Annotated in this window: 10 protein-coding genes and 1 tRNA gene; all 11 read right to left on the bottom strand. The window is 36.6% G+C overall.

The annotated features are described in order from the left end of the window. Positions 1-332: 332 nt before the first annotated feature. The 11 genes from AC4PRO_RS09365 to AC4PRO_RS09315 all read right to left on the bottom strand — a co-directional run bounded on the left by AC4PRO_RS09365 (position 333) and on the right by AC4PRO_RS09315 (position 19,527). Positions 333-406: transfer RNA gene (locus AC4PRO_RS09365), tRNA-Asp, on the bottom strand. 85 nt (positions 407-491) lie between these two features. Next, positions 492-1,421: a DUF58 domain-containing protein gene (locus AC4PRO_RS09360; RefSeq protein ID WP_492117168.1), complete on the bottom strand. Its 930-nt coding sequence runs from the start codon at positions 1,419-1,421 to the stop codon at positions 492-494. 168 nt (positions 1,422-1,589) lie between these two features. Beyond that, complete coding sequence (trxA, locus tag AC4PRO_RS09355) at positions 1,590-1,907, bottom strand: thioredoxin (protein WP_072945763.1); 318 nt, start codon at positions 1,905-1,907, stop codon at positions 1,590-1,592. Between the two features lie 326 nt (positions 1,908-2,233). Further along, entirely contained in the window at positions 2,234-3,133 is a 900-nt protein-coding gene (locus tag AC4PRO_RS09350) for an outer membrane beta-barrel protein (RefSeq protein WP_492117167.1), read from the bottom strand. Positions 3,134-3,411: 278 nt separating this feature from the next. Further along, positions 3,412-7,947, bottom strand: coding sequence for a DNA polymerase III subunit alpha (gene dnaE, locus AC4PRO_RS09345; RefSeq protein WP_492117166.1), 4,536 nt, complete (start codon positions 7,945-7,947; stop codon positions 3,412-3,414). 405 nt (positions 7,948-8,352) lie between these two features. Continuing rightward, positions 8,353-10,722, bottom strand: a complete 2,370-nt coding sequence (locus tag AC4PRO_RS09340) for a DUF2309 domain-containing protein (RefSeq protein WP_492117165.1) — start codon at positions 10,720-10,722, stop codon at positions 8,353-8,355. Then, positions 10,719-12,158 (bottom strand): proton-conducting transporter transmembrane domain-containing protein, encoded by a 1,440-nt coding sequence (locus tag AC4PRO_RS09335; RefSeq protein ID WP_492117164.1) that lies wholly within the window; start codon positions 12,156-12,158, stop codon positions 10,719-10,721. The genes AC4PRO_RS09340 and AC4PRO_RS09335 overlap by 4 nt, the downstream gene beginning before the upstream one ends. A gap of 12 nt (positions 12,159-12,170) precedes the next feature. Continuing rightward, positions 12,171-12,548, bottom strand: a complete 378-nt coding sequence (locus AC4PRO_RS09330) for a hypothetical protein (RefSeq protein ID WP_492117163.1) — start codon at positions 12,546-12,548, stop codon at positions 12,171-12,173. 523 nt (positions 12,549-13,071) lie between these two features. Continuing rightward, on the bottom strand, positions 13,072-13,905 hold the full coding sequence (locus AC4PRO_RS09325) for a hypothetical protein (RefSeq protein WP_415583316.1): 834 nt from the start codon (positions 13,903-13,905) through the stop codon (positions 13,072-13,074). 83 nt (positions 13,906-13,988) lie between these two features. Continuing rightward, positions 13,989-18,869 (bottom strand): MBG domain-containing protein, encoded by a 4,881-nt coding sequence (locus tag AC4PRO_RS09320; protein ID WP_492117162.1) that lies wholly within the window; start codon positions 18,867-18,869, stop codon positions 13,989-13,991. 115 nt (positions 18,870-18,984) lie between these two features. Then, positions 18,985-19,527, bottom strand: coding sequence for a phage tail protein (locus AC4PRO_RS09315; protein ID WP_492117161.1), 543 nt, complete (start codon positions 19,525-19,527; stop codon positions 18,985-18,987). Positions 19,528-20,446 lie beyond the last annotated feature (919 nt).

The following is a 20,446-nucleotide window of genomic DNA, read 5'->3' as shown; positions in this document are numbered from 1 at the left end:
CATTTGAAGTAAAGCCTTTATAGTACACATTAAGTGATTCTGAGTATAAAATATAAACGTAGAACATTGTTTTTAAAATAGCTAAATTGTATACCTAGGCCACAGGTTTTCGACTTAATCCTATGATCCCCAACAACCAAACCCAACTTGTAGAAAATCAAAAAAGCCATCCGTAGGTTCTGAATAAATTCAGAAACATGGAAAGCTTTTCATTGGTCTAACTACTAAACCCGGTCTCGTTGCTACCAACTCGACCAAACAACACAACTAACTTTAGATACTTTAAAGGGGCAAAAAAGCCTCTCCGTTAAGAAAGGCTTTCCCCAATATTGCGGTCTGGACGGGACTCGAACCCGCGACCCCCTGCGTGACAGGCAGGTATTCTAACCAACTGAACTACCAGACCTCAGCGTTATTGCGGTTGCAAAGATACAATTCATTTCGACTTACACAAGCGTTTGCAATTAAAAAAAGCTATTTTTTTAAATTCATTATCCAAAGTTTTGTTTTTCAGCTAAGTATGTTAGTAAAACTTTTTCAAAATTATCACTAACATTTACTGGAACATACTTAATCTTATTTTGAGCACAACTTAACGCTAGTTTTTTAAAATACAAAGCAGCTTGCTTTTCATATTCTTTCTTCACATTATCTGCAAAAACTGAAATCGACTCCCCAGTCTCCACATCGATAAACTTTCTGGGAACATTATCAAAGTCAAAATTGAGTTCTGTTTTAGCGTCTACAACATGAAACAAAACTACTTTATGCTTGTTATGCTTTAAATGTTGTAGCGCACTCAACAATGCTTCATCTCCTGATCCTGATTGAAACATGTCTGTAAACAATATGATCATGGAACGCCTGTGCATTTTCTCTGCGATCTGATGCAAAAAAGTTATGGTATCTGTATTTTTTTTAACCACAGGTGTAATCAAAGTATTTTCAAGAGCATTCAACACCATTCTATGATGGCGATCACTCCCTTTTTCAGGAGCATAATACTCATAGGTATCTGAAAACACACTAAGCCCTATGGCATCTCGTTGTTTCTTAAGGAGATTCATTAAAACCGCAGAAGCCAAAACTGAGAAGCCAATTTTATTTTCATAAAAATTTTGATTCGCTTTTAACTCAGGGTAATGCATGGAGGAGGAGTTGTCAATAATGATATGACACCTTAGATTAGTTTCTTCTTCAAAACGCTTTGTATACAAGCGATCTGTTCTAGCAAACAACTTCCAATCGATATGCTTCGTGCTTTCGCCAACATTATACACTTTATGCTCTGCAAATTCAGCCGAAAACCCATGAAACGGACTCTTATGCATCCCGGAGATAAATCCTTCCACAACCTGATTTGCCAACAATTCAAGATGTTGGAAACTCGAAACTTTCTCTATTTGCGATTCAATCTTCATCTTTCAAAGTTATTAAAAGATTGAATGATTTAAAAATTAAAAGATTACAAAACACAATCACAATTTAAAAGCTCAAAAAAATCAAGTTAAAACAAAAAAAAGGTTTGACTTTCGCCAAACCTTTAATCTGAATTTAAAAAAAATTCTATATAAATTGCAATCTACTGATTACAACAACGCGTCTAAACTATCTGCGTAAGTTTGCTTAGGAGCCACTCCTACTTGCTTCCCTACTACCTCACCGTTATGAAAAACCAATACTGTTGGTATATTTCTCACACCGTATTTTGCAGCAAATTCTTGGTTTGCATCAACATCTACTTTCCCGATAACTACTTTTCCTTCGTATTCAGTACTCAACTCGTCAATGATTGGCCCAACCATTCTACAAGGTCCACACCATGCTGCCCAAAAATCTACCATTACTGGTTTATCTGATTTCAAAACTACTTCTTCAAAAGTAGCATCTGTTATTGCTAAAGCCATAATTTTTTTATTTAAAATTTAAAGTTCTAATCTTACTCAAAAGTTGGATACAAATTTAAGCATTAAAACCAAATGAAACACTATTCCCAAATTAGTTTTGGCTATAAGTGCATTGTCAACGTTTATAAAAAAGAGTTTAAAATAATGTTTTTTTTAATTAGAAGCTATTCCCGCTCTTCGCTATATCTTTTTATCCTGAATAAAATTCAGCATAAAAAGGATGCCACTACGATCAGGGCTAGGACAATTCGACTATCATAAAACTTATAACCCAAAAAAAAAGACCCTCTTTTCGGAAGGTCTTTAATAAATTATGGTTGTTAGAATTATAGGCTGTATTTCAATCCTAAAGTTAATCCAACACCGCTAATACTGATGTAAGAACTTAAATCATCTCCAGGTTTACTTGGATCAAAACCAGCAGAATTTGTTAATTTATTATTAGAAGTACTGTTTAAGCTACTACCATAATTAACGTTGATTTCTGAATTTGTTATATGCAGTGGGTGTCCAGCTGGTAATTTAAAACCGTCTGCTCCATTAACCGTGTAGTCTGTTACTTCTTTATCTTTACCATGTACAGTAAAATTACGATATTCAACTTCTGCGAATGCCGATAGATTCTTACCTAATTTATATGATGTACCTAATACAGCTAAGAATCCAACACTTGGTTGTGGTTTAATTACATCTTTACGATATACTGGACCTGCTGCTGTTACAGCATTCGTTCTAATATCTAATTGCCCATTAACTGGCACAATTACCCCAACTTTAGTGTACGGTTCAAAACCTGAATGCTCGCCTAAAAACAAAACTAAAGCAGGTGCCAAATCTAAAGCCTTAACTTGACCTTTAATGTCTAAAACTTTAACATTATCAGAAGTAGTCTCAACCATAGTTTTACTATTACTTTTGTAGTAGTTAACACCCATCTCCACTCCTAAACGATCTGTAAAACGATAACCCACGTTTCCACCATAACGAAAACCTTCTCCAAAAGATCCTGTAATACTTTCTCTAGAAGCTAATTTACCTGCTACATAAACATCCTTATTTGGCTCTCTACCATTAACACTTGGAAATTCAGTCGCCGTAGCTTGTGTGAAGTAAGAAGCTCCCACTTTAAAATACCAACCGTCTTTCTTGCTTTCATTTTTGTCAGTTTGCGCCATCATAGTCATAGAGCAAGCCATTAATCCTAATAAAAATAGGTTCCTTTTCATAATATTTTTTTTTGTTAATGTTAACAAAAATACAAGGTTTTACTGTGTTTATATTCTGTATTTACTAACAAATTATGCTTTATTAAAAAAACAATTATGCATGCATATAAAAATCAACGAGTTACGAAATAAAAAAAAACTGTTAAAGTTTTAAAAACCAGTTTTAAAAATAAAAAAACGTCCTTTTCATTACAGAAAAAGACGTTTTTCAAACGTTATCGCGCTCAATTCAGGCGGCAATTTATGCGATTCTAAATCTCGAATTTTAATACATTACTTTAATTTAGCTTAAAGTTAATTTGCATTTTCTCTAATTCAAACAACAACTCATTTGAAATCTTTATTTTCAGTTTCCTACTTGCCATCGATAATTTAGTAACCACTTTTATTTCTTCTACTTCAATAACCGCAGCAGTTTCTGTTTCTACAGATTCAGAGATTTCCAATGCATCAGCTTCATCAATAAAATCGTCCGTTTCACCATCTGCAGTAATTGGTGTAGCCTCAACTATTTTCTTGACTTTTTCTAATTCCATGATTTCAAAAGTCACCTGATCATCTCCTTTATTTTCGAAAAAAAGATGCCCCAGCTTATGAATAAAATCAGGATCCAAGTCACTTATATTTAGTAAAACAATTAGTTTTTTTGCAAAATCATCTAATACGTCCTGTAAATATTGCACCAACATAAACTGTATTCTTGGCTCACTTTTTTTACCGGTGTCTTGATTCACCCATCCTTCTTTGACCAAAACTTTCATATAGGTAAAATTGTTCTGAATAAAGAAATGACGGAACTTTAGGTATTCCTCTCCAAAAATCTTAAACTCATAACTTTCGTCATAGCCTTCTAAAGTGAATATCCCCCAACCTTTTCCGTTTTTTGCTACGCGATGTTGCACATTGTTGATAATGCCACCAAAAGTCAGGCTCTTGCCCACATGAAGCTCTAAACTCCTTAGTGCTTCCAACTTGGCATTACAAAAATACTTCATCTCAAATTTGTAATCATCTAATGGATGTCCTGATATGTAGATCCCTACAACTTCTTTCTCTTTTGCCAATTTTTCCATCGTACTCCAGTCCTCGCAAGGCGGAATGATAGGTTCAGCAATTTGCACATCACTACTTTCCCCAAACAAACTCACCTGAGACGAGTTCTCGTTTTCTTGAAATTTAGCGCCATACTTTATCGCCTTTTCATAAAAGGTAATTCCGTCGCCATCATCATGAAAATACTGCGAACGCAAGGTGCCCGAAAAGGAGTCAAATCCTCCAGCAAGTATAAGGTTTTCTAATGCTTTTTTATTAGCAGCTCTCAAATCTATACGTTTGGTCAAATCAAAAACCGACTTGTATTTCCCGTCTTTTCTGTTTTCGACAATGGTAGCTACTGCTCCTGCTCCTACTCCTTTGATGGCTCCCATCCCAAATCGAACGGCATAATTATCGTTTACAGTAAACTTATAGAAGGACTCATTTACATCTGGACCTAATACTTCTAGTCCCATACGCTTGCATTCCTCCATAAAGAAAGAAACTTGCTTGATGTCACTCATATTATTAGACAATACCGCAGCCATATATTCAGCAGGATAATTGGCTTTTAGATAAGCCGTTTGATAGGCAATCCACGCATAACAAGTAGAGTGCGATTTATTAAACGCGTATTCAGCAAAGGCTTCCCAGTCTTTCCATATTTTCTCTAACTTGTCCTCCGGATGCCCTTTGGCCGCAGCCTGACTAATGAACTTAGGCTTCATTTTGTCAAGGACATCTTTTTGCTTTTTCCCCATCGCTTTACGCAAAACATCGGCATCACCCTTTGAGAAATCAGCCAGTTTTTGGGACAAAAGCATTACCTGTTCTTGGTAAACGGTAATCCCATAAGTATCTTTCAATAATTCTTCACAGGCATCAAGGTCATAAATAATTTCCTCTTCTCCATTTTTCCTTTTTACAAAACTTGGGATATAAGCAATCGGACCCGGACGGTACAACGCATTCATGGCGATCAAATCGGGAAAAACCGTTGGTTTCAATTCCTTCATGTATTTCTGCATTCCGGCAGATTCATATTGAAAAATCCCCACTGTCTCTCCACGTTGGAAAAGCTCGTACGTTTTTAAGTCATCAATAGGAAAGGTATCTGGATCGAGATCAATTCCATTTCTATATTTTACTAATTTGACCGTGTCTTTAATAAGTGTTAGGGTTTTCAAACCCAAGAAGTCCATTTTTAACAAACCTGCGGTTTCCACCACCGAGTTGTCAAACTGCGTCACATACAAATCAGAATCTTTGGCGGTAGCCACAGGAACAAAATCAGTAATATCACTAGGCGTAATAATCACCCCACAGGCATGTATTCCTGTATTTCTTAAATTCCCCTCCAACACTTTAGCCTGCTGAATGGTTTCGCCTCCCAAATCATCTTCACCAGCTAGAGCGATTAATTCTTTAATTTTATCAAACTCTTCTGGACGAACCGCTTTCCTTATTAATGCTTCGTCTTCATTTAAAAATCGGGCTAGATTCCATTTTCCAGGCATCATCCCCGGAATTAATTTGGCTATTTTATCAGCTTCAAATAAAGGTAAATCTAGTACACGGGCCGTATCTCTAATTGCAGATTTAGTCGCCATTTTACCATAAGTGATAATTTGTGCCACTTGTTTTGAACCGTATTTCCGGATCACATAATCCATTACACTGCTTCGTCCTTCATCATCAAAATCGATATCAATATCGGGTAGTGACACACGATCGGGATTCAGGAAACGCTCAAAAAGCAGATTATACATCAATGGGTCAATGTTTGTGATTTTCAAACAGTAAGCCACTACTGATCCTGCAGCAGATCCACGCCCTGGCCCTACCGAAACGCCCATACTTCGGGCTTCAGCAATAAGATCCTGCACAATCAAGAAATATCCCGGATAACCGGAGTTAGAAATAGTCAGTAATTCAAAATCCAAGCGTTCCCTTATTACTTCTGTAATTTCAGGATACCTTCTATTTGCACCTTCATAAGTAAGATGTCTCAAATAAGCATTTTCTCCTCTCACTCCTCCATCGACAGCATCTTCTGCAACGAAAAACTCCTCAGGAATTTCAAATTTGGGTAACAAAACTTCTCTTGCTAAATTGTATATTTCGATTTTATCGACAATTTCAGACAAGTTTGAAATCGCTTCAGGCAAGTCCGTAAAGAGTTGCTTCATCTCATCGCCTGTCTTGAAATAGTATTCTTGATTGGGCAACCCAAAACGATATCCACGACCACGACCTATAGGTGTAGTTTGTTTTTCACCATCACGAACACACAATAAAATATCGTGTGCATTGGCATTTTCTTTATCTATATAAAAAGTGTTGTTCGTAGCTACTATTTTCACTTCATGTTTTCTAGCCAAAGAAATCAAAGTAGTATTCACTCTGTTTTCATCCTCTTGATTGTGACGCATCACCTCAACATAGAAGTCTTCCTTGAATTCTTCTTTCCACCATAACAAGGCTTCTTCGGCTTGGTTTTCACCAAGATTTAAAACCTTATTCGGGATTTCTCCATTAAGATTTCCAGATAATACAATGATATCTTCTTTATACTGCTGAATGATTTTTTTATCAATTCTGGGTACATAATAAAAACCTTGAGTATAGGCTATCGAAGACATTTTAGCCAAATTATGATAGCCTTTTTTGGTCTTCGCCAAAAGCACTATTTGGTAGCCATTATCTTTACGGGATTTGTCTTTATGATCTTCACAAACAAAAAACTCGCACCCTACAATAGGTTTCATCGAAACTTCTGTAGGTTCCTCACCGTTTTCAACCAAGGCTGCATTTTTGGCTTCAGCCGCTTTATTATGGTTTAAAACATCACGAACAAAGTGAAAAGCCCCCATCAAGTTAGCATGATCCGTCATTGCAACTGCAGGCATTTTTTCTTTCGAAGCTGCTTTTACCAACTGCGCAATACTTATTGTAGATTGTAAAACAGAGAATTGAGTGTGGTTGTGTAAATGGACAAAATCCGTATCAACCAGTACTTTTTTATTCTCTGAAAGTTCCTGTTTTGAAACCGTTGCCGTTTGTTTTTCGCCAAATTGCTGACGAATAGCATCTGAAGCTTCTTTTAAATTAATATGCTTTAACCCAATAAGCTGAATCTCCCTTGGATTTTTACTCTGAAATTCCTGAAAATAACCAGCTGGCACATCCAGTTGCTCTTTGGTATAATTTTCTCTTCGAATTAATTCTAAGAAACAACGTGTTGTTGCCTCAACATCGGCAGTCGCGTTATGCGCTTCTCCAAATGCTTTATTAAAAAGAAAACTATGTAATTCGGTTAACGTAGGTAGTTTAAATTTACCTCCACGACCACCAGGTAATTTTAATAAGGAAGCAGTAACTTCCGTACAAGTATCGAGAACTGGCATAGTACTCATTTGGCTTTCTACCCCTAAACGATGAAACTCACAACCCATAATATTCAAGTCAAAACCCAGGTTCTGACCTACAATGAACTTCGCTTTACCCAATGCCTCATTTAATTTCTCCAAAACTTCCGCTAGGGAAATTCCATTTTCTGCCGCTAATTCAGTCGAAATACCGTGAATTCGTTCTGCATCATACGGAATATTAAATCCATCTGGTTTTACTAAATAATCCTGATGCTCTACGAGTTTCCCCATATCATCATGCAGCTGCCATGCAATTTGTATACAACGCGGCCAGTTATCAGTATCAGTGATGGGTGCATCCCAACGCTTTGGTAATCCTGTAGTTTCGGTATCGAATATTAAGTACATAAGTTCCCTCCCCAACCCTCCCCGAAGGGGAGGGAGTCTAAATCTTTAAATTTAAACCGTGTATTTAACTGGTTTTTAACACTTTAAAATTAGTAGTAATCGCAAAAATAGAACTCCAAATTTAGGTTTTTTTGGGGTAAATAAATAGCTAAGTTATCAACAATCAAAAGAAATATAAACAGAATTATTCTTTTCTATACGTACCAAATTCAAATCATAAATTTGGCTTTAGACCTGTTTTTATATATTCAACTTTATCGTTTTTTTTTAAATAGTCTTTTATTTACCTTAGAATTAAGAAATTTAAAGATAACTATTTTGACTCCTTTGAAAAAAGAGGGGTTGATAAAAACAATAAAGCCGTTTCAAATTATGAAACGGCTTTATTTGTTTGATAGTGAATTACTACGTAGTCATCATTTCTACTACATTGTTAGTGTTACTTTTTTGACTAGTAGAATCCCAATTGAGGTTTTGTTGATAGTGCTGTATCTTGTTTCCATCTAATGGATCCATCACCATCAAATAAATCCATTCATTATCGAGTAAATTTTTTAGGTGTTCGTTTCTTTCTAGAATTTCACTCACTCTTTTTAATGGCGCATTTATTATGACTGATAATCTTAAAGGTTGGTGGTACATTTCTTCATCAGATTGTTTTACAGATTGCAGCGGAAGTCCCATTTTTATATCGCCACCATTTCCTTGAACCACCGCAAATTTTCCTGTGATATTATGGGTTATTTTAGATCCTCCGCCAAAAACTTCATTATCAACAGTTGAAAAATAATAGTGGTTGTTTATCCATTGGGTTACTACCATGGGTCCTTGCATGATGGCTTCTAGTGCTTTCCCGCTTTTATCTGTCTCCCAATTATACGAATGTAGAAAGCAACGCCCGTCTAGATTGTTGTTTTTTGTTAATTCTCGCGGTCCAACAATAAACCCTGCATTTTTAGCCAAGCCCCACTCAGGTCTGGTTTCTCCCCAGTTATTCGCTTTTTTATTAGCAAAAGAAACACTGTTATTGGCAACACCCAGCCTTTCTTGTGTTGCCGTTTGTTGTGTTTTTAGCAAATCTAATTTCAATTTTTGCAATTGTTCTTTGTGAGAGTCTGGAATCTCTGAGTCGAACAGCAAAATGGCATCTGTAGTGGTATTGTGCTCGCCTCCAATAAAAATGGTGCTGTTTGGGATTTCAATATTATGATTCTCTTTCAAAGCTTGTCGCACCTCGGGGATATTTGCTATTTTGGCTAGCATTCTTGCATTATGCCTGCCAGGACTTGCAGCGCAGGCTCCACAATCTAAACTGGAACCAAAAGGGTTATTTGCAGAATGGCTTCCATGACCTATAAAAAGAACTAATAGCGCAAGTTTTTCCCATCCCATTAAATCAAAAGCGCCTTTTACAATAGCTACTTTTTCTTCCAGAGGAATAGTAATATGAGCCTGTTCAGTAGTACACGAATTCCTAATCTGCGGTTCAAAAACAGCTTCATAATCAGCTGTATTCTTATTATTAAGTCTATATAAATAACCCGACATGAGTGTTCTTGCTATTAAAGACATCCCATAAAAGAATCCCGCGCCTTCAACATATCCAAAGGCAGAAGGAAGCATGTTCTTCATTCTTTTTAGAAAATATTCCTTAAAGTTTGAAACGTCATTTTTTTGCTTGTATGCTTGTGCTTTCTCAGCATGACTCACTTGCGGAACTTCTGAAACATGGTACGCAGAGTTTAAAATTGGAGGACACGATTTGCGTGTTAAACCATCTTTTAAACTCTCATAATCCATTGCTATCCCAAAAAAACCAGCATATCCAAAAGTTTCATAATGCCCTTTATTCTCTACATGTCTTCGTATTAGCTCTGATCGAGTATCTATACAAAATACCATTTGAGCATCTGGAACTTGTTCTTCTTTTTTGACAGTTGAAGTACTTATTTGTTGGTGATCTAATACTTTTACAAGTTCTTTTTGCCAGCTTTTTTCCCATGCTCTTAACCAAATGTATTGCACGCTAGAAATCGATGACGTTGTTGCAGTTTCATTATTTTTCGGAAAAATTTCAGCACCTATTTTTTGGGCGATCCACAATCTAACTGCTAGATAATCTTCTAATGTAATAGGATATTCTTGTTGCCATTGTGAATTGGATGTGCTTCGGTAGTTTATGTATCCCGCCCAGCCTGGTAATGCAGCTAAGTGGTAGGTAAATATTTTAGTGAAATCAGCAGCGGAATAACCATTCAACACTTCATTTAGTGCCTCAGTCTTTGTTTTTGGGATTTCTCCAATTCTCATTTTGGGCAGATCAGTATCATATACCGCTAGTTTGCGCCAAGCGCCATAAAACCCTTCACTTTTATTGGGCATTTCCCATTCTGCCAAACCTTCATCCATAAAGGCGGCGAGCCATTTAGCCATGATTCTATCTAAATCATGATGGTTGTTTGTAGCATCGCTTCTTTTGTAAGTTGCCATCTGTTTTAAGTAATACTCAGGAGATTCTAACAGTTGGTTTTCTTTAAGCAATTCTAAAAGTACCTTTTCATCAATTTCACCCTTTTCCCATGCTTGACGGAATAAATTGGTTTCTGGAAATACATTAGCATTAAGAAATTTTCGTGCTTGATTTACTGCATTTTTAAAAGGCATTCCCTCATAACCTGATAACGGATTCGAAGTTACAAAAGAATACAAAGGCCAAGTCTTTCCTACGACTTGAGATGCTTCTTCTATACTTTTTTGAATGATTGGATTGATCATAATGATTTCGATTTATACATTAAAACAGTTTTTTTGTAGGGTTGAGATATATTTAACAATTTCGCATAAAGCCATGGATAGTTGCGGTAGACACCTAACTTCATTATAAAAAAGCCTGCTAAGAATAGAATCCCAAACGCTATTTCAATTACAGATAATGATAAAGGCACAACTACCATTGGCATATCACTCATTAATACTGTTACTCCCTTATAGATTAAGGCGTAAGTTACCATACCAGAGACAAACAAAAGTGGCGGCAAAAATGATTTTTGGAACAGGTTTAGACTTTGTTCTTTAACAATATTGTAAGTAGCCTGACCAACAGTAATAGCGACAATAAGTGTTAGAAAAATACTGCTATTCAATTCCGTGCCTTTTCCTGTTAAATAGGCAAAAAGAAAAGCGCCGAGAATACCAAAGAAAAGTACAATTATAGCCTGTAACGGTTTGATTTTAATTGGCGTTGGTTTTTGCGGTTTCGAATGCCCTATTTCCTCACCTGCAGATAGAAATAAATAGGCTTTATAGAACCCATGAAGTAGTAAGTGAACAACGGCCGCATTGAAAAATCCCAAACCACACTGCATAATCATAAAACCCATTTGGGCAATGGTGGAACAGGCTAATTTTTGTTTCACATTAACCTGAAGCAGTTTAGTAAATTGGGCAATAACTGCGGTCAAACCTCCAATAATAAAGAGGATAATTAAAGTATTCGAAGCAAATAATACAGTGGAAAATAAGGCCAATAAAATTCCCGAACCGTTTACAAAACCAGCATGCATCAATGCCGAGGCCGGAGTTGGTGCTGTCATCGCAGAAAGCAACCAACGATGGAAAGGATATATTGCCGATTGAATTATAGCGGCCGTAATGATACACAAACCCGCGATAAGGGTGATGCTTTGAGGCACATCGCTTAACTTAGAAATAATCTCGCTTAGGGTAAAAGCTTCCGTTTGAAAAGCCAATAATAACACTCCAGCACCTAAAAACAAACTCCCAGCTACAAAATATTTAAGAGCAAATTTTGACGCTTCTCTTGCTTCACCCCATCGAGAATCTACTCCTATTAACTGAGACATAAAAATCCCCATTAATAGCCACATCGTTAACAAAAGTGACACATGATTAGACATTACAAAAATCATGATGGAAAACGTAAACCCTAAACACAACAGTGAAAATTTAGAGTGATATTCAAATCCTTTTAAATAATTTTTTCCATAGCTACTTATAATCGCACTAAAGAATGTTACAAGTGTCCAAATAAGTATAGTAAAGCCATTAATTTTTAAAACATTCCCATAGTACCATTCTGGAACATTTGGAAAGTTGTATATTAAATAAGTCAGATTACCTAAAAACAATAACCATAATAAGTAGTTGGTTGTCTTGTTAACAAATAGGGATAGATGATTTTTTAATATCATTTTTTTTAGTTTTTATTGTTGATTATCTACGATTGTGATTTCAAGAATCCCATTTATATTTAAATTGCTTTTTGAATTTCTGGCGCTAGTAATAAACTCTTTGATAGCTTGTTTTTCTTTTTCAAGCTGATTGATGCGGTCATCTATTTCATCTGAATTAAATTTGTGATTTTGTTCCCATTTTTGAAGCCTTTGTTTTTGATGAAAATTAATTTTTTCATCAATCAAAGACATCATTACATCTGAAGCGTCAGAAGGAGTAAAATCTCCTTTTACCAATTGAAATTTTTGCTTAATTTTTTCCGATTTTGTTAATGCATTTGTATCCATAATTGCTGTATTAATGATTAGACTTTTAATTCTAGGGCAAATATTATACATTAAATTCATAAATTTTTATTTATATTTGTTATACAATGTATAAACAATCTTTATGAATTACGCACTATAGCAACTTCAAATATTATTAAAAACAACCCCAATTACAGCGTATTAAAAGAACTTCGAGAGAGGATATCTTACTCAGTATGCTGTGTCTTTACAGTTAAAAAAATCAGGATCATTTCTTTAATCTCCTTACCTACGTAATTGGAACAACACTTTACAAAATCACATTTAAAAACCTAAACCTAAGTGCAGCATTTACCATGGATGTAAAAACTAAATCAAGAGTCTTACAAAGCTTAAACTTATTAAAACAGAGTATTATCAGAATTTTTTTTCTAAAAAAACTATATTTCTTTACAATAAAGCCAAAACCTGAATTACCTAAGTGCCATTTTATTTTTGATGTGATTACGTAAAATTTATAAAAAATCTATGGCGCATTATTTAAGTCGTCTAATGCTTGTCAAAAACAAAAAAGGCCTTGATTGCTCAAGACCTTAAAACCTATTTAAAAAAGTATGTTCCTTTATTGAAAATTCAATCCCAATGTTAAACCAAATGCAACGGGTTTGATTGTTGCATCTTTGTCCGTGCTATACAATCCGTTTGCTTTTCTATCAGTGACTGATGTTGGATTATAACCTACAAAGGACTCATTTTGTTTTTGGTCAATGATTGATCCGTACCCGCTATCCAAAAACATCGCAGCATACAAAGCATTCTTTGCGCCCATTTGAAACGTAAACCCCAACTCAAAAGTACTCATCAAAATACCTTTGGTTTTGTACTCTCCAGATGCAGAATAATTAGTTTGATTCCCAAAACCGTATTCAGGCAAATTATCAATGTATAAATTAACATCAGGATAATACCCACTCCCTTTTACAGATACTGCCGAAGATTCAATCTTATAATTTACAGGTAGAAAATACTTAACACCTGCTCTAAAATTAAAATCAACTCCTTTGTTGATATTCTTTTTGTACTGCAAAAAAAGCGGAATCTGAATAGCTTGAAGTGTTTGAGATTCTTTGTAGTTTCCCGTAGTCACACTATAAGCAAATGCAGAACCAGTTTGATCAACCTCATAATTGGTTAGCGTTGTTCCCCCTTGATTTAAAGAGACCTTTTGCTTGTATTGTGCAAACTCTACTCCTGATCCAATCCCTATGTGATCTGTCAATGAATAGATGTACCCTACTTTTATTGCTCCTCCAATTTCATGCGCTGCCGTAACTCCTTTTACATCACTTTGAATATTTGCAACTCCAGATTGCACACCCACATAAAACTGCGCTTTTACTCCCGTAGAGAATAGAATTACCGCAACTCCTACTATATACTTAACATCAAATTTCATATGTTTTTCTATTTTTACTATTAGAATAATCCATCCCCATTCTTATAAAATGAGGATTTCTTACTCTTAATAACTTGATTTTTTTAATTTTTAACTAAAAGGTTTTTTGTGAGAATTTTTCCGTTTGCCAAGGTCATTTTTATAATATAAATCCCTTCAACAACTGGCGCCACCATCTCTATTGTACTTTCGTTAATGACTTTGTCCATGATTACCGTTCCAAGGATATTAAACACCATAACACGTGCGTTTTGCAACTTAGCCGGTGTAACATTAGTTATCAACTGGTAGCTTGAATTACTTCTAACAGGGTTAGGCGTAATTTTTAAATACTCTTGCTCGATTGAAGGAGAGAATGTCAAAGGACAAGCCGTAACTACTGTACCATCTGCTTTTGTAGCTTTAGCATAATACACCCCACTTAAAAATTCGCTATCTTTAAAATATTGTGCCGTTTGACCCGCCACTAAAGCTCCATTTTTATACCAGCTATACGTTATAAAACTATTAGAACTATTATCAAAGAAAATAACAGTATCGAATTGCTGTCTAATCAAATTGGGTTGGCTTTTTTCAACTGGTACTGTTACTACCGAAGCAGCATTATAGTTACCATCACCTGCTTGTGTAGCAGTAATTGTTGCCGAACCAAAATTAGTAAAGGTTAATACCCCATTTAAAACAACGGCCACATTAGCATTCGAAGAAGTATAGCTTATTGGCAAACCACTAGTAGAAGTAGCTGTTAAAATCGCTGTAGCCGCTACATCACAATCAAATCCTAAAGTTTGACTCCAACTAATAGTCTGATTTGCTTTAGTAATGCTAAAATTAGCACCTACGTAAGTAACATTATAATTTGAACCTGCGCTCAAACTTCCTTGCGTAATCGCATAAGATCCCGCGTTCTCACCTGCTGTTCTTGTTAAAGAGCCAATAAATGAATCTCCACTTACTAAAGTAGGTGATACTGAATAAGTCAAACTAGGTTCAACGGCTCCATACACTTTCGTTTGAGAAGCATTTGCTGTTACGGTGATTGGCTTAGCAGTAATAGCAAAGTTATTAGGAACATATGTCATTAAATACTTAGAACCTGCCGAGAGTGTTGCTACACTTATAGCATAAGTCCCAACATTTTCTCCTACTGTTCGAACTAAATTACCTGTAAAACTATCCCCAGCTAATAATGCAGGTGTCACTGTATAAGTTAGACTAGGATTAGCATCACCATAAACCTTTGTTACTGCATTTGCTGTAACTGTTATTGGTATTTGACTTAATTGTAAAATATAATTATAAGTAGCAAGACAGCCATTTGAATCAGTAGCCGTAACCGTAAAATTACTATCAGCTACCTGAGTTGAAATTCCTGTTAAAGTCCCATTTAAAGACAAGGCAAACCCTACAGGCAAGCTTCCTGTTGTAACCATATAGGTTTTAACTCCTGTACCTCCTATTACCCCAATTGTTTGAGAATAGGCAGTATTATAATCATACTTAGGCAAAGTAGTAGTTGTAAAACTCAATGCTGTAGGCTGTGTTACAGTAAAACTCCTTGTAATTGTACATCCGTTAGCATCCGTAATAGTTACCGTATAATTCCCTGCAGCAAGTCCAGTTGCAGCTGCAGCTGTTCCTCCTGATGGAGACCATGAATAAGTATAACCCGGAGTTCCACCCGAAACGCCTACTGAAGCCGAACCATTTGAACCACCGTTACAAGCCACATTCGTTTGTGAAGTAGAAGCTGTGATGGCTGTAGGCTGTGTTACCGTAAAATTATTTGTAGCCGTACAACCGTTTGCATCCGTAATAGTAACAGTGTAAGCACCAGCAACAAGTCCAGTTGCAGTTGCCGCTGTTCCTCCTGATGGAGACCATGAATACGTATAACCCGGAGTCCCACCTGAAACAGTTACCGAAGCCGAACCGTTTGAACCACCATTACAAGAAACATTAGTTTGAGAAGTGGTAGCCGTGATAGCCGAAGGCTGTGTTACGATAAAGTTTTTAGTAGCTGTACATGCGTTAGCATCTGTAATTGTTACCGTATAGGTTCCTGCAGAAAGTCCAGTTGCAGTTGCCGCTGTTCCTCCTGATGGAGACCATGAATACGTATAACCCGGAGTCCCACCTGAAACAGTTACCGAAGCCGAACCGTTTGAACCACCATTACAAGAAACATTAGTTTGAGAAGTGGTAGCCGTGATAGCCGAAGGCTGTGTTACGATAAAGTTTTTAGTAGCTGTACATGCGTTAGCATCTGTAATTGTTACCGTATAGGTTCCTGCAGAAAGTCCTGTTGCAGTTGCAGCTGTTCCTCCTGATGGGGACCATGAATAAGTATAACCTGCAGTTCCGCCAGAAGCTGATACTGTAGCCGAACCGTTTGAACCACCATTACAAGAAACATTAGTTTGAGAAGTGGTAGCCGTGATAGCCGAAGGCTGTGTTACGATAAAGTTTTTAGTAGCTGTACATGCGTTAGCATCTGTAATTGTTACCGTATAGGTTCCTGCAGAAAGTCCTGTTGCAGTTGCAGCTGTTCCTCCTGATGGAGACCAAGAATATGTATATCCTGCAGTTCCGCCACTAGCGGCTACAGTTGCAGATCCGTTAGAACCACCATTACAACTTACATTCGTTTGTGAAATAGCTGTTGCTACTAAAGCACTTGGTTGTGTAATGATAAAGGTTGTAGTAGCTGTACATGCGTTAGCATCTGTAATTGTTACCGTATAGGTTCCTGCATAAAGTCCACTTGCAGTTGCAGCCGTCCCGCCAGATGGAGCCCATGAATAGGTATAACCTGCAGTACCGCCACTAGGGACTACGGTCGCTGATCCAGTAGCGCTACCATTGCAACTTACATTCGTTTGTGAAATAGCAGTTGCTAATAAAGTACTTGGTTGCGTAATAGTAAAGTTTTTAGTAGCAGTACATGCATTAGCATCTGTAATAGTCACCGTATAGGGTCCTGCAGATAATCCAGTTGCAGTTGCAGCTGTTCCTCCGGTTGGAGCCCATGAGTATGTATAACCAGCTGTCCCACCGCTAGTGGCTACAGTTGCAGATCCGTTAGAACCACCATTACAACTTACATTAGTTTGAGAAGTAGTAGCTGTAATTGCTGTAGGTTGTGTTACAGTAAAGTTTTGCGATTTTGTACATCCGTTAGCATCTGTAACCATACAAGTCCAAGTTCCTGCTGTTAATCCAGATACACTAGTTGTTCCATCACCCGTAGGATTTCCTGGCGTCCAGTTGTAAGTATAACCACCTACGCCTCCCGTGGCAGGATTTACAGTTGCTGCTCCATTTGAACCTCCATTACAAGAAATATTGGTTTGCGAAGCTGGAGTTAAGGCAATTGCTGATGGCTGCGTTACAGTAAAGTTTTGCGATTTTGTACATCCGTTAGCATCTGTAACCGTGCAAGTCCAAGTTCCTGCTGTTAATCCAGATACACTAGTTGTTCCATCACCCGTAGGATTTCCTGGAGTCCAGTTGTAAGTATAACCACCTACGCCTCCCGTGGCAGGATTTACAGTTGCTGCTCCATTTGATCCTCCATTACAAGAAATATTGGTTTGCGAAGCTGGGGTTAATGCAATGGCTGATGACTGCGTTACAGTAAAGCTTTGTGAACTAGCACAAGAATTAGCGTCTGTAACCGTACAAGTCCAAACACCTGCTGTTAAACCTGTAACAGCAGGTGTCCCATCACCCGTAGGATTTCCTGGCGTCCAGTCATAAGTATAACCACCAGCTCCTCCTGTGGCAGCATTAACAGTAGCCGCACCAGTAGCCGCACCATTACATCCAACATTGGTTTGCGAAGCTGGAGTAAAAGCAATGGCAGTTGGTTGCGTTATAGTAAAATTTTTGACAATTGAACTACTCTCACCATCTGTTATTGTACAGCTATAAGCCCCTGCTGTTAAACCAGAAGCAGTAGCTCCTGAACCACCAGACGGAGACCAAGCGTAAGTATAAGCGGTCTTTCCTCCCGCAGGAGTTACTGTTGCAGATGCATTCGAACCACCATTACAAGACACATTAGTTTGTGACGTGGTAGCCGATAAGACCGCATTGGTCGTAAACGTAGTATTAGCTCCATAGGAAGTTCCCACTGAGTTTATGGCGTAAGATCTAAAATTAATTAGCGTTGCAGACGGCAAAGAAGACACAAGTGAAGAGAAACTTCCAGTTCCTGATCCAATAGCTACTTTATTATTTGCAGTGGTAGGATTTGCAGTAGTTGCCCAAACAATACCTCTTTCTGTTACTGTTGCACCTCCGTCAGCAGTTACATTACCACCAAGTGTCGCTTTTACAGCACCTATCGTTGTCGCAGTTGCGGTGCTAAGAGTTGCTAAAGAACTGGCGGGTGCAAAAGCCCATGTCATAGCATCCAAGGCCATGTACTTATAGTTACCCGTTGTTGAGATCACAAATTCATCAATATTTGTGATCGAATTATTACTTCCTCCTAATACTGCTAAATCAATTAAGGTAAAACCATTTTGAAAACCTAAATTAGTATTGCTTGTTCCTGAAGCTAATGTTGCTGTATATTTAGTTACCCCTCCTAATTTTCCAGTAACTGTCATAGTTCCCACATCAGTTAGAGATGCATCGATTAAAGCTAAATAAGCGTAAAATTTAGTTAATCTAAAAACTGTTGCACCAGCAGAAGAAATTGTAAAAGCACAACTAGCCCCTGTTGCCCCTGTATTATCTATATACTTAAAGTCAGGATTAGCTCCGTCCCATCCAGTTTGTGCAGGATCATTAAATATACCAAAAGTACCTACTTGCGAGCTAACATTAAAAACCTGCCCATTATCTGTAAAACTTGTTGATCCTGCTGTTTCCGTTTCAAATGTCTCAGTGGTTTGCGCCCAAAAAATCTGAGTATATAAAACAATTAATAAAGCGATAAAGTATTTTTTTTTCATAAAACAAAAATTTTAATTAAGAAAAAGTATGCGTTGTTGAATCGTAGAATTCTATAGTCTAGTTTTCGACTATAAAATAAGGTAAAAGAAATATTCCTTTCACCTTATTGAGTTTTTAGTCTCTTGCAGGATAAATTCCTACTGTACAAATAATATACATTAACCCTAAAAAAGGCTGCATATTATTATGAGCCAAATTACCTCCTGACATACCAATAGAAGCTTGACTTAAGGCCGTATTAGGGGCTGCCATGTTGAATCCAAGAGTAGCTGTTGCAACCCTTCCTTCTAAAAACCCAGGACTTGCTATAGCAGCACCACCTGTTGCATTCGCTTGAGTTGCGATAGTTGAATTCACATTAGAAGCATGTGTATGTTGAGGCATTTGTGCAGCTGTTAAAATCACTCCTTCTACCCCGCCCTTTTGTCCTGCTATTACAGGAGAAAGACCAGCACCACTGCCAGTTCCCACAGGCACACGTCCCATTAAGTCCGGTAAATTAAATGTTTGTACCCCATCACCTCCGTATGCAGTCCCTAGAAGAGAATACAATGCTGCGTTTTGAGAGATTGACATTGGACTACCATCGCAAAGATGCCATCCTCTTGGTACAAAAGTACCAGCGAAAATTTTAATTATTCCTAAATATTCTTCCATAACTTTTATTTTATTTACTTATTATATTAAATCCGTTAGTATTAGTTTGTTTTTCTTAAAATTAATTGTGCTTAATTAATTTTAAAAAGCATAAATAACCGTTGTATTATTTAATCAATCAAAATTAAACTACAATTCTCTGTCTAGAAACAAAAATGTCATGAAAGCGCTATTTATTGTCATGAAACTAATTCTATCGTCAAACGTTTTTTAAACATTGGAAAATGAGCCGTAAAACTTAGGCTTGACACCAAAAAAATAAAACTTAAAAGCTCCACATCGCACTCTTACTTTATCCAGCAGCAACCATTCCTCATAAAGAACTATAAGTCACACACATGCATCAGTAAAAATTTTACTAATATACTATTATTCTTCTTAAAAAAAATGAAATTATTCACTTTCTAAAACAATCCTTTATTTGGTACACCAAAAACTTTATTACCGTTACTAGTTGAAACCTTCGAAAAAATCTATTAACTACCTACTCATTTAAATCAGGTATAAACACCCGTTTTGACCTAAAATGAATAGAGAAAGTGGGAATAAATTCGTCAAGAACATTTAACATAAAATACATATATTCAAAATTTTTATTGTTCAGGAATAATTAATTCCTCTCATAAAAATCGTTCCGATTTCATTAAAATAAAAGATAATCATTCTTTGGATGTCGTAGTATTGAAGTAAAAAAAACGATAAAAAAATGATCTTAAAGCAGTAGCAAACCAACTATAAACTGCGAAAAAAGGACTCAAATAAAGTCTCACCCAAAGAAGCTTAATTGTTTATTTAACAAAAATAACAGCAATTAATCAAGTTGTCTTAAAATAAACACTAAAAAAAACCTCAAATATTGCGTTATTATTAAAAACGGAACTAGAGTTAACTATCACGTTTCTATAAATCCAAAAGCATG

Source organism: Flavobacterium sp. DW-iso2 (genome assembly GCF_058725285.1).
The sequence above is the reverse complement of the archived record's forward strand: the minus strand, read 5'-3'. Positions and strand labels throughout refer to the sequence as shown.